The organism is Pseudomonas sp. FG47, from assembly GCF_057809115.1.
The window spans coordinates 12705-27641 of sequence record NZ_JBMDJI010000017.1 but is presented as its reverse complement, the minus strand read 5'-3'; the positions used below and the strand labels follow the sequence as shown (position 1 = coordinate 27641).

13 protein-coding genes are annotated in these 14937 nt (G+C 66.8%); 3 read left to right on the top strand and 10 right to left on the bottom strand.

Annotated elements, in window-relative coordinates:
* Positions 1 to 7: 7 nt before the first annotated feature.
* The 10 genes from kdpB to ACODS5_RS14470 all read right to left on the bottom strand — a co-directional run bounded on the left by kdpB (position 8) and on the right by ACODS5_RS14470 (position 9720).
* Positions 8 to 2062, bottom strand: a complete 2055-nt coding sequence (gene kdpB / locus ACODS5_RS14515) for a potassium-transporting ATPase subunit KdpB (protein WP_489108993.1) — start codon at positions 2060 to 2062, stop codon at positions 8 to 10.
* 10 nt (positions 2063 to 2072) lie between these two features.
* Positions 2073 to 3767, bottom strand: a complete 1695-nt coding sequence (kdpA, locus tag ACODS5_RS14510; RefSeq protein ID WP_489108992.1) for a potassium-transporting ATPase subunit KdpA — start codon at positions 3765 to 3767, stop codon at positions 2073 to 2075.
* A gap of 9 nt (positions 3768 to 3776) precedes the next feature.
* Complete coding sequence (gene kdpF / locus ACODS5_RS14505; protein ID WP_011534724.1) at positions 3777 to 3866, bottom strand: K(+)-transporting ATPase subunit F; 90 nt, start codon at positions 3864 to 3866, stop codon at positions 3777 to 3779.
* 206 nt (positions 3867 to 4072) lie between these two features.
* A complete protein-coding gene (locus ACODS5_RS14500) occupies positions 4073 to 5125 on the bottom strand; it encodes an AI-2E family transporter (RefSeq protein ID WP_134693127.1) in 1053 nt (350 codons plus the stop codon).
* A 12-nt stretch (positions 5126 to 5137) separates the two neighbouring features.
* Positions 5138 to 5932 (bottom strand): DUF4892 domain-containing protein, encoded by a 795-nt coding sequence (locus ACODS5_RS14495; protein ID WP_134693128.1) that lies wholly within the window; start codon positions 5930 to 5932, stop codon positions 5138 to 5140.
* Positions 5933 to 6034: 102 nt separating this feature from the next.
* Positions 6035 to 6889, bottom strand: coding sequence for an alpha/beta hydrolase (locus ACODS5_RS14490; RefSeq protein ID WP_134693129.1), 855 nt, complete (start codon positions 6887 to 6889; stop codon positions 6035 to 6037).
* On the bottom strand, positions 6886 to 7674 hold the full coding sequence (locus ACODS5_RS14485; protein ID WP_489108991.1) for an alpha/beta fold hydrolase: 789 nt from the start codon (positions 7672 to 7674) through the stop codon (positions 6886 to 6888). Before ACODS5_RS14485 ends, ACODS5_RS14490 begins: the two co-directional genes overlap by 4 nt.
* Before the next feature lie 205 nt (positions 7675 to 7879).
* Positions 7880 to 8338 (bottom strand): phosphohistidine phosphatase SixA, encoded by a 459-nt coding sequence (gene sixA / locus ACODS5_RS14480; protein WP_134693131.1) that lies wholly within the window; start codon positions 8336 to 8338, stop codon positions 7880 to 7882.
* Entirely contained in the window at positions 8335 to 8682 is a 348-nt protein-coding gene (locus ACODS5_RS14475) for a DUF4389 domain-containing protein (RefSeq protein WP_134693132.1), read from the bottom strand. Before ACODS5_RS14475 ends, sixA begins: the two co-directional genes overlap by 4 nt.
* Positions 8683 to 8694: 12 nt before the next feature.
* Entirely contained in the window at positions 8695 to 9720 is a 1026-nt protein-coding gene (locus ACODS5_RS14470) for an NAD(P)H-dependent glycerol-3-phosphate dehydrogenase (protein WP_489108990.1), read from the bottom strand.
* A gap of 169 nt (positions 9721 to 9889) precedes the next feature.
* Here ACODS5_RS14470 and ACODS5_RS14465 point away from each other — a divergent pair, with 169 nt between their 5' ends.
* Genes ACODS5_RS14465 through ACODS5_RS14455 form a run of 3 tightly spaced genes read left to right on the top strand, consistent with a single transcriptional unit; the run spans position 9890 to position 14807 of the window.
* Positions 9890 to 12004 carry a TonB-dependent receptor plug domain-containing protein gene (locus ACODS5_RS14465; protein ID WP_489108989.1) on the top strand — a complete coding sequence of 705 codons (2115 nt, stop codon included), beginning with the start codon at positions 9890 to 9892 and terminating at the stop codon, positions 12002 to 12004.
* Positions 12004 to 12891: an ABC transporter substrate-binding protein gene (locus ACODS5_RS14460; protein ID WP_134693135.1), complete on the top strand. Its 888-nt coding sequence runs from the start codon at positions 12004 to 12006 to the stop codon at positions 12889 to 12891. The genes ACODS5_RS14465 and ACODS5_RS14460 overlap by 1 nt, the downstream gene beginning before the upstream one ends.
* Positions 12888 to 14807, top strand: coding sequence for an ATP-binding protein (locus ACODS5_RS14455; RefSeq protein ID WP_489108988.1), 1920 nt, complete (start codon positions 12888 to 12890; stop codon positions 14805 to 14807). The genes ACODS5_RS14460 and ACODS5_RS14455 overlap by 4 nt, the downstream gene beginning before the upstream one ends.
* The last annotated feature ends 130 nt before the right edge of the window (positions 14808 to 14937 follow it).

Sequence of the window (14937 nt, the reverse complement as noted above, 5' to 3'; positions counted from 1 at the left end):
CTCTCCTTCAGACCAGGTGCAGCGCAGTGAGCAGCATGTCGATCAGCTTGATCCCGGCGAACGGCACGAGGATCCCGCCCAGGCCGTAGATCAGCAGGTTGCGCCGCAGCAAGCGGGCAGCGCTGGCGGCCTGTACCCGCACCCCGCGCAGTGCCAGGGGAATCAGCACGATGATGATCAGCGCGTTGAACACGATGGCCGAAACAATCGCACTCTGCGGGCTAGCCAGGTGCATCAGGTTGAGCACGCCCAGTTGCGGGTAGATGGCAGCGAACAGCGCCGGCAGGATGGCGAAGTACTTGGCCACGTCGTTGGCGATGGAGAAGGTGGTCAGCGCGCCCCGGGTAACCAGCAGCTCCTTGCCCACCTGCACCACGTCCAGCAGCTTGGTCGGGTCGCTGTCCAGATCGACCATGTTGGCGGCCTCGCGGGCGGCCTGGGTGCCGTCGTTCATTGCCATGCCGACATCGGCCTGGGCCAGGGCTGGCGCGTCGTTGGCGCCGTCACCGCACATGGCCACCAGGCGCCCGTCGTTCTGCTCCTGGCGGATCCGCGCCAGCTTCTTCTCCGGGGTGGCCTCGGCGAGCACGTCATCGACGCCAGCCTCGGCGGCGATGGCGGCGGCGGTCAGTGGGTTGTCGCCGGTAACCATCACGGTGCGGATGCCGAGCTTGCGCAGTTCGGCGAAGCGCTCGCGGATACCGGGCTTGACCACGTCCTTGAGGTGGATCACGCCGAGCAGGTGCTTGTCGACGCACACCAGCAGCGGGGTGCCGCCGCTCTGGGCGATGCGTTCCACTTCACGGGCCAGGGCGGTGGGCAGCTCCAGGCGTTGCAGGCCACAGAAGGCCAGTACCGCGTCGACGGCGCCCTTGCGGTAGCGGCGCTGCTGGAAATCGATGCCCGACAGGCGCGTCTCGGCGCTGAAGGCGATGGCTTGGTACTGATTGCTTGCAGGTTCGGCGAAGTCGTGCAACTGGCGCAGGTACTCGACGATCGACTTGCCCTCGGCAGTGTCATCGGCCAGCGAAGCGAGCAAGGCGCCGGCCCCCAGCTCCTTGGCAGTCACGCCGGAGGCTGCGTGCAGGGCGCTGCAGCGACGGTTGCCGAAGGTGATGGTGCCGGTCTTGTCGAGCATCAGCGTATGCACGTCGCCTGCCGCTTCCACGGCGCGCCCAGAGCGGGCGATCACGTTCAGGCGCACCAGGCGGTCCATGCCGGCGATGCCGATGGCCGACAACAGGCCACCGATGGTGGTGGGGATCAACGTCACCAGCAGCGCGGCGAGGAAGATAAGCGGCAACTCGCCGCCAGCGAAACGTGCGAACGGTTGCAAGGTCACCACCACAATCAGGAAGATCAGGGTCAGGCCGATCAGCAGCATGTCCAGGGCGATCTCGTTGGGGGTCTTCTGCCGCTTGGCGCCTTCGACCAGGGCAATCATGCGGTCCAGGGTCGATTCACCAGGGTTGCTGGTGATGCGGATCAGCAGCCAGTCGGAGGCCAGCCGGGTGTTGCCGGTGACGGCCGAGCGGTCACCGCCGGACTCGCGGATCACCGGGGCGGACTCACCGGTGATGGCCGCCTCGTTGACCGCGGCGATGCCTTCGAGCACCTCGCCGTCGCCGGGGATCATCTCACCGGCCACCACCCGCACCACATCGTCCTTGCGCAACTGCGTGGCGGCTACGGTCTCGAACGTACCGTCGCTCTTGCGGCGCTTGGCGGCCAGGCCCTGGCTGCCGGCCTTGAGGCTGTCGGCGCGGGCCTTGCCGCGGCCTTCGGCGAGGGCTTCGGCGAAGTTGGCGAACAGCACGGTGAACCATAGCCACACGGTGATCTGCACGGCCACTGAAGTGCTCACGCCACTTTCAGGGGCAAAGCAAAGCACCGTGGTCAGCATGGCAGTGAGGGCCACCACCAGCATCACCGGGGCGCGCCTGAGCTGGCGCGGGTCGAGCTTGACGAAGGCCTGCACCAGCGCCGGGCGCCAGAGGGCGGCGAATCGGGTCTGGTCCTTGGCGCTATGACGCGCCTTCACTTCGGGAATGGGCATGTTCATGGTGTGTTCCTCAGAAACCCAGGCTCAGGTGTTCGGCGATCGGCCCCAGGGCCAGGGTCGGCAGGAAGGTCAGGCCACCGACCAGCAGGATGGTCACCAGCAGCAGCGTGGTGAACAGCGGGCCGTGGGTGGGGAAGCTGTTCAGGCCTTGGGGCGCGCTCTTCTTGGCCGCCAGGCTGCCGGCCAGGGCCAGCACTGGCAGGATGTAGCCGAAGCGGCCGATCAGCATGGCCAGGCCGATCATCACGTTGTGGAACGGGGTGTTGGCACCGAAGCCTGCGAACGCCGAGCCATTGTTGGCGGTACCGGAGGTGTAGGCGTACAGCAGTTGGCTGAAACCGTGGGCGCCGGGGTTGGTCACCGCGCCGGCAGGCCCTGGCAGGCTGGCGGCGATGGCGCCGAGCACCAGCACGCCCACCGGCATCACCAGCAGGGTCGCCACCAGCAGTTGCACTTCACGGGCTTGCAGCTTCTTGCCCAGGTATTCCGGGGTGCGGCCGATCATCAGGCCGGCCAGGAACACGGCGATCAACACGAACAGCAGCATGCCGTAGAGGCCGGCGCCGACGCCGCCGAAGATCACCTCGCCAAGCATCATGTTGACCATCGCCACCATGCCGGTCAGCGGGTTGAGGCTGTCGTGCATGGCGTTGACCGAACCGTTGGAGGCCGAGGTGGTGGTCACCGTCCACAGCACCGAACCGGTGCTGCCAAAACGGCTTTCCTTGCCTTCCAGCGGCGCGCCTTGTTGCACCTGGGCGCTTTCCAGGGCCGGGTTGGGCTGGTGCTCCGACCACAGCGCGGTGCTGGCGCCGATCAGGAACAGCGCCAGCATGCAGGCGATGATCGCGCGGCTCTGGCGCAGGTCCTTCACATAGTGGCCAAAGGTGAATACCAGGGCCACCGGGATCAGGATGATCGAGGCCACTTCGAACAGGTTGCTCCAAGCCGTGGGGTTCTCGAACGGGTGCGCCGAGTTGACGCCGAAGAAGCCACCGCCGTTGGTGCCCAACTGCTTGATGGCGATCTGGCTGGCGGCCGGGCCCAGCGGGATGGTCTGCTCGGCGCCCTGCAGAGTGATGGCGTGGGCATAGTCGGCGAAGGTCTGCGGCACGCCCTGCCACACCAGCAACAATGCCAGCAGCAGGCACAGCGGCAGCAGGCCGTAGAGGGTGGCGCGGGTCAGGTCGACCCAGAAGTTGCCCAGGGTATTGGCAGACCGTCGGGCGATACCCCGGCACAGGGCGACCAGCACGGCCAGGCCGGTGGCGGCACTGACGAAGTTCTGCACGGTCAGGCCGATCATTTGCGTCAGGTAGCTGACCGAGGCTTCACCGCTGTAAGCCTGCCAGTTGGTGTTGGTCATGAAGCTGACCGCGGTGTTGAACGCCAGCGACCATTCCTGGCCCGGCAGGTGCTGCGGGTTCAGTGGCAGCGAGCCTTGCAGCAGCAGCACGGCGAACAACAGCAGGAAGCCCGCGAGGTTGAAGGCCAGCAGCGCCAGGGTGTACTGCTTCCAGCCCTGCTCCTGTTCGGCGTTCACCCCGGCCAGGCGGTAGCAGCCCCGCTCCACCGGGCCGAGGACGGGAGACAGCCAAGTACGCTGGCCTTCCATCACCTTGTAGTAGAAGCGTCCGAGCCAGGGCGCCGGCAACAGCACGATGGCGAAGAACGCCAGCAGCAGCAGGTAATCGTAACTGTGCATGGTCGCCCCTTAGCCGCGATCGGCGCGCAGCAGCGCCACCAGCAGGTAAACCGCCAACGCCACCGCCAGAAGCAGTGACAGCCCGTCGAGCATGTACATGTGCAATCTCCCCTAGTTGCGGCATGAGGGCCGCTTTGGGGAAATTGTCCAAGGGAGGGGCGTAAAGGGGCGAGATCGAGGGTGGGGCCGGGGCATAAAGAAAGCGTAAAGATCAGGTATTGCGGTGCCTGTACCGGCCTGTTCGCCGGCAAGCCGGCTCCTACGGGGTGATCACTGTAGGAGCCGGCTTGCCGGCGAACCGGACTTCAATGCTGCGGCGTGTGCTGCGCGGAATTGCGGCTCCAGTCCAGCAACAGGCTATAGCCGACAGCCAGCAAGGTCGGCCCGATGAACAGGCCGATGAAGCCGAACGCGATCAGCCCGCCGAACACCCCGAGCAGCACGATCACCAGCGGCAGGTTACCGCCTCGGCTGATAAGGTAGGGCTTGAGCACGTTGTCCACGCCGCTGATGATGAAGGTACCCCACACCCCGAGGAACACCGCCATGCCATAGTCGCCCTTCCACACCAGCCAAGCGGTGGCGGGGATCCAGGCCAGCGGCGGGCCCATGGGGATCAGGCTGAGCATGAAAGTCACCAGGCCCAGCACTATGGCCCCTGGCACCCCGGCGATCAGGAAGCCGATCAGCGCCAACAGGGCCTGGGCCGCCGCAGTACCGATCACGCCGTTGACCACCCGCTGCACGGTGCCAGCGACCAGCTCGACGTAGTACTCGGCGCGTTCGCCCACCAGCCGGTGCAGCAGCCGGTGCACGAATGCCGCCAGGCGTGGGCCATCGCGGTAGAAGAAGAACACGAACACCAGACTGAGCGTGAGCTCCAGCACGCCACTGCCGATCTGCGCACTGCGCGCCAGCAGCCAGTTGCCCACCTGGCCGAGATAGGGCTTGGCCGAAGCCAGCAAGGCCGCGCCTTGCTGGTCGAGGGATTGCCACCAACTGACCAGGCGCTCACCGACGAAAGGAATGCTGCCCACCCAGGCCGGCGCATCGGGCAAGCCGTCGACCTGCACGTCACGCACAAAGGCGGTGGCATCGCGGATATGGTCGGCCAGATTGAAGCCCAGCCACACCAGCGGCAACGCCACCAGCAGGATCCACACCGTGGTCAGCAGGCTCGCGGCCAGGGTCTCGCGGCCACCGAGCAGGCGGGTCAGCAAGCGCATCAGCGGCCAGCTGGCAAAGGCCAGGATAGCGCCCCACAGCAGCGCCGAGATGAACGGCGCCATTACCCACAGCGCGGCGCCCAGCAGGGTCAGCAGCAGGATCTGGATCAACAGGCGGTCATTGTTGGCCATGGTGGTGCTCACTCAACGGATCAGTTCCAGGTGCAGGCCTTCGGTCGGGGCCTCGCCCACCTCGAGCCGAGCACTGCGCACGCCGGCCTTGACCAGTTGCTCGCGCCAGGCCTCGGCGCCCTTGCCACTGAGGCTGGCACGCAGGGTGCTGTCGAGGTTCAGGCTGCGGGCCAACAGCGTCGCCCAGGCGGCCTGGGGCTCGGCCAGGTCAGGGTAGTCGAGCTTGCCGGTGTCGCGCAGCTCGCGCAGCACCGTGGCGGCGGTGGGCAGCAGCTCGCCCAACGGACTGCCGGCGACGAACTCCTCGACATGCAGGTAGGCGCGGCGGTTGCCGCGGGTCACGCTGTACAGCGCCACCAGGGTGTCGGCTTCTTCGGCGGAGCGGCGCAACAGGATGAATGCCTGCTGTTCATCGCCGCCGTTGAGGCGGGCGTTGGCGAACACGTCGTTGGCCCACAGGCTGGCCTCGCCGCAGTCGCGGCCCTGGCACCAGAACAACGGATAGCCGCCATCGCGCTGCAAGGCCTCGCGGGCGCTGGTAAAGGCTTCGCGGGCACTGCGCTCGACCGGCAGTTCATAGGTGATCGAGCTGACCTGGCCACGGCTCTCGACTTTGTCCTCGACCCGCAGGCGGCCGCTGATCTTGCGCAGCGGACCCATGGGATAGACGCGCTCCTGCGCCACGGCGGGGCGCTGGTCGACGACCTTGGCATCGACTGGCACCGGCAGGCTGCCGGCCCACAGCCACGGGCTGGCGATCGCCAGGCAAGCGGCGACGGCGCCGCGAACGAACACAGGTGCGCTCATCGGCCGCCCTCGCATAGGGCGTGGCGTGGCGCATGGATGTCTGGCATGTACATGGTTGTCTCCCTTTCAACCCGCCAAGCCTCGACACTTGTCCGGTGCAAGTCAAGGAATGCCAAAAAAGCGATTGAAACAGTCTGCGACAAGGGCCGCGCCCTCGGCGTCGTTCAGGTGCAGGTGATGCCCCCCCGGCAGGGTCACCTGCTCGAAGGGTAGCTGCTCCAGCAACGCTGTGTGGCGCGCGAGCATGCCATCGGCGGCCACCACCAGGCAGGTCGGGCAGGCGATGCGCTTGATGAAGGCCATGGCCTGGTCCGGGTGCAGACGGCTTGCCGAGGGCAAGGTCAGGCGGCTGTCGCTGCGCCAGCTGTAGCCGCCAGGCACCGGCATCAGGCCGCGCTGGGCCAGCAATTCGGCAGCTTCGCGGCTGACCGCGACCATGCCTTTCATGCGCGCCTCGACGCCCTCCTCCAGGGTCGGATATACCGACTTGCGCTTGCCCTCCAGGCGCAACTGCGCCTGCAACGCCAGCCCCAGGCGCTCGGCGGCGTCCTGCTCGCTCAGCGTCGGCGGGATCACCCCGTCGATCAGTGCCAGGTGACTGACGCGCTCGGGCAAGGCACCGGCCAGTTGCACGGCGATGATCGCCCCCAACGAATGACCGAGCAGGCCGAAACGCTGCCAGCCCAGTTGCTCGGCCACCCGCAGCACGTCGTGGGCATAGTCGGCCAGGGCGTAGCCGGCCCCCACCGGGCGGTGCGCCGAGTAGCCATGCCCGGCCAGGTCCAGGGCGACGATGCGCAGCCCCTTCAACTGCGGCGCCAGGCGGGCGAAACTGTTGGCGTTGTCGAGCCAGCCGTGCAGGGCGATCAGCGGCAGGCCATCGGCCGGGCCGAACAGGTGCGCGGCCAGCTCGATATGGCCCAGGGTCAGGCGAACCTCCTCGACCTGGGCGCTCATGCCTGGCTCCAGCGCGCGAACAGCTCGCGGATCAAGCTAGCGGTCTCGCCTGGCCGCTCCAGCGGGAACATGTGCCCGCCCGGCAAGCTGTGGTACTCACCCCTGGGCATGCCGCGCACGGCCAGGGCATGGTGCTTGCGGATCACCCGGCTCTGGGCGCCACGGACCATGGCCAGCGGCACCTGCAACTGACGCGGCCGCGCGGGGCTGACATGGGGGATGCTGCGAAAGATGCTGATCTCGGTGGCCGGGTCGAAACGCAGGCGCAGGCCGTCGTCATCCGCTTCCAGGCCATGCTCGAGGTAGGCCTCCAGGCAGTCCGGATCGAAGTGACGGAACAGGGTCTTGCCGGCGAAGTAGCTGCGCGCGCTGCCGCGGTCAGGGAAGGCCTCGCGACGGCCCAGGGTGCGCCCGGCCGGGGTGATGCGGTCGATCAAGCCCAGGCGCTTGGCGGCCTGGATCAGCCATTCGTCGACGCGGGTCAGCACCGGCGAATCGAGCATCACCACGCCGCGGTAGAACTCCGGGCGGCGCAAGGCCGCGTGCAGGTGCAGCACGCCACCCAGGGAATGGCCGACACCCCACACCGGCGCATCCTGCTGTTCAAGGTGATGCAGCAGCTCGTCCACCAGGCTTTGCCAGTTGTCGTTCACCGGGAAGCGCGGATCATGGGCGTGCTGTGCCAGGTGCTGTACCTGGTAATCCGGCGCCAGCGCGGCGAACAGCTTGCCGTAGGTGGCCGACGGAAAGCCATTGGCGTGGGCGAAGAAGATCTGCTGCGACATGGCCGCCTGCTCTGCACGGGGGATGGATGGCCCATTGTCGACAAGGGTCGTGGGGGTGGCAACGTTCGGAAAGGTCATCGCCAAGGGCGATCAGGTCAAGCGTTGGCGGATCTGAACCCGTAGGAGCCTTGCCGACGAACACCGGCGCGCCAGTGCCGGGCCTGCTGCGCCAGCAAGGTTGGCTCCTGCAGGAATCGGGCAGGCCTCAGCCTGCGTGGTGCAGGCCGCGCAGGGTCATCAACCCGGCCAGTGGCCAGTCGCCTTCCAGTTCGGCCAGGCTGGCCGTGCTCAGCGGCGCCGGCTGCTGGCCGTGGCCATGCTCGAGCATCCCCACCAGGGTGCCCACCAGCGGCTGGTGGCTGACCAGCAACACCTGCTCCAGGCCCAGCCGTTCAATTTCGCCGATCACCTGCTGCGCATCGCTTTGCGGAGTCAGCCAAGGCACCGTGCGCACCGGCTCGGCGAAGCCCAGGGCGCCGTGCACCAGGGCCGCGGTCTGCTGGGCGCGCACGTAGGGGCTGGCCAGGATCGCCTGCAACGGCTGGCCCAGCAGCCGCGCGGCACTGTGCAGCACCTGCTCGCGACCATGGGCGGTCAGGCGCCGCTCGGCATCGGTAGTGGCCCGCGGCTCGGCCTCGCCGTGGCGCAGCACCCACAGCTTCACAGCTTGGGCTCCTGGTCGCGCGCCGGGTGCGGCGCCGGGGCCACGGCGTGGGGCGTTTCGCCCTCAGGCGCGCGGGGTGCCGGCCAGTCGGCGAATGGCCAGGGCTTCTGGTCAGTGTGGAAGGTGCCGAAACGACCGATTTGCGCCAGGTACTGGCTGAGGCTGTCGCCGAAGTTCATCAGGCTGGCGCTCGGCGCGCCATACACCAGGCGATAGATCAGCTGGACCAGCACCAGGCCGCCCAGCAACAGCTGGGCCACGTGCCAGACCAACAGGAACACCAGCATCCACAGTACGCGCAGGATGATCGACTCGCGCTGGGCGCGCTCGGGGGTATCGTTCATGGGGACGCTCCTTCAGTTGAAACCGCTGGTGGAAATGAAATCGACGTCGGTCTTGGGCTCGGCGCGCATCAAGTGCTCGATCACCTGATTCAGCGTGCGGCCCTCGAACAGGATCGCATGCAGCCCGGCCACCAACGGCATGTACACCCCCACTTCCTGAGCCTTGGCCTTGAGTACCTTGAGCGTGTTGACGCCCTCGGCCACTTCGCCCAGGCGGCTGACCGCCTCGTCCAGGCTCAGGCCCTGGCCCAGGGCGTGGCCAACCTGGTAGTTGCGGCTCTTGGGCGAGGAGCAGGTGACGATCAGGTCGCCGACCCCGGCCAGACCCAGGAAGGTCATGGGGTTGGCGCCCTGGCTCACGGCGAAGCGGGTCATCTCGGCCAGGGCGCGGGTGATCAGCATGCTCTTGGTGTTCTCGCCCATCCCCAAGGCCACCGCCATGCCGGCGATGATCGCGTAGACGTTCTTCAAGGCGCCGCCCAGCTCGACGCCGAAGCGGTCGCTGCTGGCATACACGCGGAAGGTACGGCCATGCAGCACGGCCTGCACCTGCTGGCACAACGCTTCGTCCTCGCTGGCGACCACGGTGGCGGTCAGCGCGTGCTCGGCGATCTCACGGGCCAGGTTGGGGCCGGACAGCACGCCGATGCGCGCCTGCGGAGCGATCTCTTCGAGGATCTGGCTCATCAGCTTGAAGGTGTGCGGCTCGATGCCCTTGGTCAGGCTGACCAGGCCCTTGCCGCGCAGCAGCTCGGCGTGGGGCGCCAGCACGCTGCGCAAGGCGCTGGACGGCAGGGCGACGAAGATCAGGGCGCTGCCCTGCAGGGTGGCGAGCAGGTCGTTGACCGGCTCGACGCCGTCATGCAAGCGAATGCCCTTGAGATACCGCGGATTCTCGCGGTTGACGCGCATCGCCTCGGCTTGCGCCGGGTCGCGCATCCACTGGCGCACGGGGTGGCCGTTCGCCGCCAGCAGGTTCGCCACGGCGGTGCCGAAGCTGCCGCCTCCAAGAACTGCAACAGGTTGCTGTTCAGTCATATCCAATCCGTTAACCAATAAAAGTAAGTGGCGACCGGCGCATTATACGGGGCACATGCGACAGAACCAGTGCCTACCCGGCGATGCGGCAATCTGCCAAGCGCGGATCACTGGCAAATGCCGTGTGGTCGGTTAACATGCCTGATTCATCCATGAAACAAGGCCTCACGTGTTCCCCGGCACGCCCCCCTACCCGCGCCTGCTGTTGCTGACTGCCCTGTTGGGCGGCCCGGCCGTGGCCGACGATCTGTTCATCGACAACCAGGACCTGCCCCAGGTTCTGACCGCCACGCGCCTGAAACAATCCCCGGCGGCCGTGCCCGGCAGCATGACCGTGCTCGACAGCGAACTGATCCGCGCCAGCGGCGCCCGCGATATCCCCGAGCTGCTGCGCCTGGTCCCCGGCATGATGATCGGCTACGGCGCCGGCAACCAGCCCACGGTCAACTACCACGGCAGCAACGTCAACGACGCCCGGCGCATGCAGGTGCTGATCGATGGCCGTTCGGTATACCGAGCCGGCCTGGCCACGGTGGACTGGAGCGACATCCCTGTGGCCCTCGAGGATATCGAGCGCATCGAGGTGTTCCGCGGCCCCAATACCGTCAGCTACGGCGCCAATGCGCTGATGGCGGTAGTCAACATCCTCACCCGCAACCCAGCCGACAGCCATGGCACGCGATTGAAGCTGACCCGCGGCCAGGATGGCATCAACGACTACTACGCCAGCCAGGGTTTCGGCTGGGACGGCGGCGACCTGCGCCTGTCGCTGTCGGGCCAGCAGGACGACGGCTTCGACCAGGACCAGTTCGGCCACGACTACCGCGACAGCCGCCGGGCCAACCGCATCAACATCAATGCCGTGCACAGCCTGGCGCCCAACCAGACCCTGGAATGGCAACTGGCGGCCAAGGAAGGCAGCAACCAAAGGCCCTATACCTACCAGCCGGTGTTCGGCAACTACCGAGCCGGTAACGATGCCGACGTCAACGCCAAGGACTATGCAGGCTCCGTGCGCTGGAACATCGACATCAACCCCGAGCACAGCCTGTACATCCAGGGCTCGGCCCAGCACTTCGACCGCCAGCAGGTGTGGCAAGCCTGTGATGCGGCCATTGCCTTCAGCCCGGAGCTGACCCGCATGTGGCAGCTTGATCCGAACTTCACCGAGAAGGTCGCGCGCAACCTGTACACCGGCCACCTGCCCGCCACCAGCGACCCCCAGCTCGGCGCTTTGCTGGGCCAGGTGCAGGACCAATGGACCAACGGTGGCCGCAACACCATCTGTGGCAACGTCGACCAAAGCACCCGCGAGACACGCTACGACCTGGAAATCCAGGACACCTTGAGCCTGACCGACAGCCTGCGCCTGGTCAGCGGGGCGAACTTGCGCTATGACCGGGCCGATTCGCAGACCTACTTCAACGGCAGCATCGACGACCGCACCTGGCGCCTGTTCGGCCAGCTCGAATGGCGCGCCGACGAGCACTGGATCCTGCAGGGCGGCGCGATGTTCGAAGACACCCAGCTGTCCGGCAGTTCACTGACGCCGCGGGTGGCGCTGAACTACCTGATCACCCCGCGCCATGGCCTGCGCGCGGTGTATTCCGAGGCCATCCGTTCGCCCGACATGTTCGAGAACAATGTCAACTGGAGCTACACGGTCAAGAACCTCAGCCCCAACCGCTATGGCCTGCAAAACGGCGAATACTTCGTCAAGACCCGCGGCCCCGGCAACCTCGACCAGGAGCGCATGCGCTCGCGCGAACTGGGCTACAACGGCTATTTCAGCGACCTGGACCTGAACCTCGACGTGAAGCTGTTCTACGACGAGATCACCGGGATGATCAGCGAGCCGCTGAAGAACAACCAGTTCATCGCCAGCAACGCCAACAAGGCGCGTTTCAGCGGCAGCGAGGCCCAGTTCGACTGGCGGCTGAGCGCCCGCGACCGCCTGCGCCTGACCTACGCCTACGTCGATGCCTGGGCCAGCAACTCCGCCGACCGCCGCCTGAGCGCGCGCAACAGCGGCTCGGCCGGCTGGCTGCGCGACTGGGGTCAGGGCTGGTCGAGCGCCCTCTTCTATTACGGCGACGACGCGCTCAACCAATACCGCTACGAGCGCATCGACCTGCGCCTGGCCAAGCGCTTCAAGATCCAGGGCAGCCAGCTGGAGCTGGCCGCGCTGTGGCAGCAACGCCTCGACGACGAGCCGGTGACCATCCCGCAGAACCGCTATGACAGTCGCCATCGCCTGAGCGTCAGCGCGGAGCTGGAGTTCTGATGCTGCGCCTGCTGCGCCTGCTTTTACTGTGCTTCTGGCCCCTGGGTTCGCTGGCGGCCAGCGAGATCCTGCTGGTCGGAGCCGAAGATCAGCCGGGCATCCGCAGCTTCGTCGCCGCCCTGGAAAAGCGCCGGCCCCACGACCAGGTGCGCTTCCAGACCGTGCAGCAGTTGCCCAACCCAGCCCAGCTCAAGGCCGACACCCGGCTGATCCTGCTCGACCCCCCGGCCCTGGAATGGCGCCTGAGCGAGGCCGCCGGGCCCGTGGCACTGGCCCTGCGGGTCAGTCGGGTGCAGGCCGAGCAGCGCCTGGGAAAGTCGCGCCCCGGGTTCCTCAGCCTGCTGTGGAGCGACCCACCGCTGCAGCGCCAGCTGCGCCTGACCCGCTACCTGTTGCCGGAAGCGCGGCGCATTGGCGTGCTATATGGCACGCGCAGCCGCTTTCTGCTCGATGAACTGCGCCAGGCCGCCCAGCCGCTGGGCCTGGAGATCGTCGCCCAGGACTGGCCGGACCTGCGCGACAGCCGCCCGCTGCAGCACCTGCTCAACAACAGCGACGTGCTGCTGGGCCTGGACGATCCCGACCTGTACAACTCCAAGTCGGCCAAGAACGTGCTGCTCAGCAGCTATGGCCGGCAAATGGCGCTGATCGGGCCGAACGCCGGCTTCGTCCGCGCCGGCGCCCTGGCCAGCACCTACAGCGACCAGGACGACTGGCTCGCGGTGCTCGATCAATTGCTCGAACAAGCCCCGGCGCGCTGGCCGCGCAGCCTCTACCCCGCGCATTTTGGTGTCAGCGGCAACCAGCAGGTGGCCCGCGCCCTGGGCCTGGACAGCATCGATGCGGACGCCGCCGCCCTGGCCCTTGGCGAAGGAGCCACCCCATGAGCAAACGCCTGAGCTGGGACATTCATACCCGCACTCAGATCCTCAGCCTGGGCCCGGCCCTGCTGCTGACCCTGCTGTTGATCAGTTTCTTCACCTTCGTGCGCATCCAGGACTTGCGTCAGGAGCTTAATCACACCGGGCAACTGATCGCCAACCAGCTGGCACCGGCCTCTGAATACGGGGTGATCTCGGGCAACAACGAAGTGCTCGACAGCCTGATGCGCGCGACCTTGAGCATTCCCCATGTGCGCTTCCTCGAGGTGCAGGACAGCCGCAACCATATCCTGGTGTATGTCGAGCAGCCGGACGAGAGCCTCAACCGCGCGCAGCGCGTGGAAGTGTTCCAGGCGCCGATCCGCCTGCAGCAGATCCGCCTGGACAGCGACTTCCTGCAAGGCAAGGCGCCGCGCCCGGCCATCGGCGACGACTACCTGGGCCGGGTGATCGTCGGCATGTCCGACGACGCCTTCAGCCAGCGCCAGCAAGAGATCGTGATCAAGGCGGCGATCCTGGCGCTGTTCGCCCTGCTGTTCACCTTCCTGCTGGCCCGGCGCCTGGCCATGAGCCTGTCCAAGCCGATCAGCGACATGGGCCACGCGGTGCGGGCGATCCAGCAAGGCGACTTCAACGCGCCGCTGCCCGTGGTCGACGACAGCGAGCTAGGCCACCTGGCGCGGCACATCAACAACCTGGCCAGCGCCCTGGACCAGGCGGCCCACGAACAGCAGCAGGCCATGGGCCAGTTGATCCAGGCCCGCGAGGAGGCCGAGCAGGCCAACCGCGCCAAGTCGGACTTCCTGGCGATGATGAGCCACGAGCTGCGCACGCCCATGAACGGCGTGCTGGGCATGCTGCAGTTGCTGGAAACCACCGAGCTGACCAACGAACAGGCCGAGTACACCGCGCTGGCCAGCGAGTCCACCGGCCATCTGCTCAAGGTGATCAACGATATCCTAGACTTCTCGCGGATCGAGCGCACCACCCTGGAGCTGGAGCACATCGACTTCAACCTCGGCGAACTGCTCAGCAGCAGCGTGCTGTCGTTCCAACACAGCGCCCAGCAGCGCGGCCTGGCCCTGCGCCTGGACCTGGCTCCAGGCCTGGAGCAGGTGCAGGTGGCAGGCGACCCGACGCGAATCCGCCAGATCCTGCTGAACCTGGTCGGCAATGCGCTGAAATTCACCGAGCACGGCGAAGTCGCGGTCCAGGCCCATTGCCAGCCCATCGACCGGCAATTGTTGTGGCTCACCTGCACGGTGCGCGACACCGGCATCGGCATCGACAGCAATCGCCTGGAAATGATGTTCGTCGCCTTCCAGCAGGCCGACAGCTCGATCTCCCGGCGTTATGGCGGCACCGGCCTGGGCCTGTCGATCGCCCGTACCCTGGCCGAACGCATGGGTGGCCAACTGCGTGGCGAAAGCCGCGAGGGCCTGGGCTCGACCTTCACCCTGGAGATGCCGCTAGCCCTGGCCAGCGCGCCTGTCGCGCCGGCACCTGCGCAACCGCTGATCCACGACAACGGCGGGCGCATCCTGCTGGTGGAAGATAACCCGGTCAACCAGAGCGTCATCGAGGCCATGCTGCGCAGCCTGGGGTTCGAGGTGAAACTGGCCATGGATGGCGCCCAGGCCATCGATCTGGTCGGCCAGCAACAGTTTGCCGCCGTCTTGATGGACTGCCGCCTGCCGCAGGTCGATGGCTTCGAGGCGACCCGGCGCATCCGCCTGCTGCCCCAGGCCGCCGAGCTGCCGATCATTGCCCTGACCGCCAGCGCCCTGGAGGGCGATCGTGAACGTTGCCTGGCCGCCGGCATGAACGACTACCTGAGCAAACCCTTCAAACGCACCGATCTGCAGCGCATTCTCGGCCGCTGGCTACCCGGCCGGACAGCCGCGACTGGCGATAAATGCTAAAGTGCGGCAGTCTTAAAGACTGGACAGGACCGCCGCAGGACCTGAAAATAACATTTCAGTGCACACCTGTACTTCTTTTGCCAGGTGCGCTGTGACTTTCACTACAACGCAATAGTCTACCTGTAGGCTG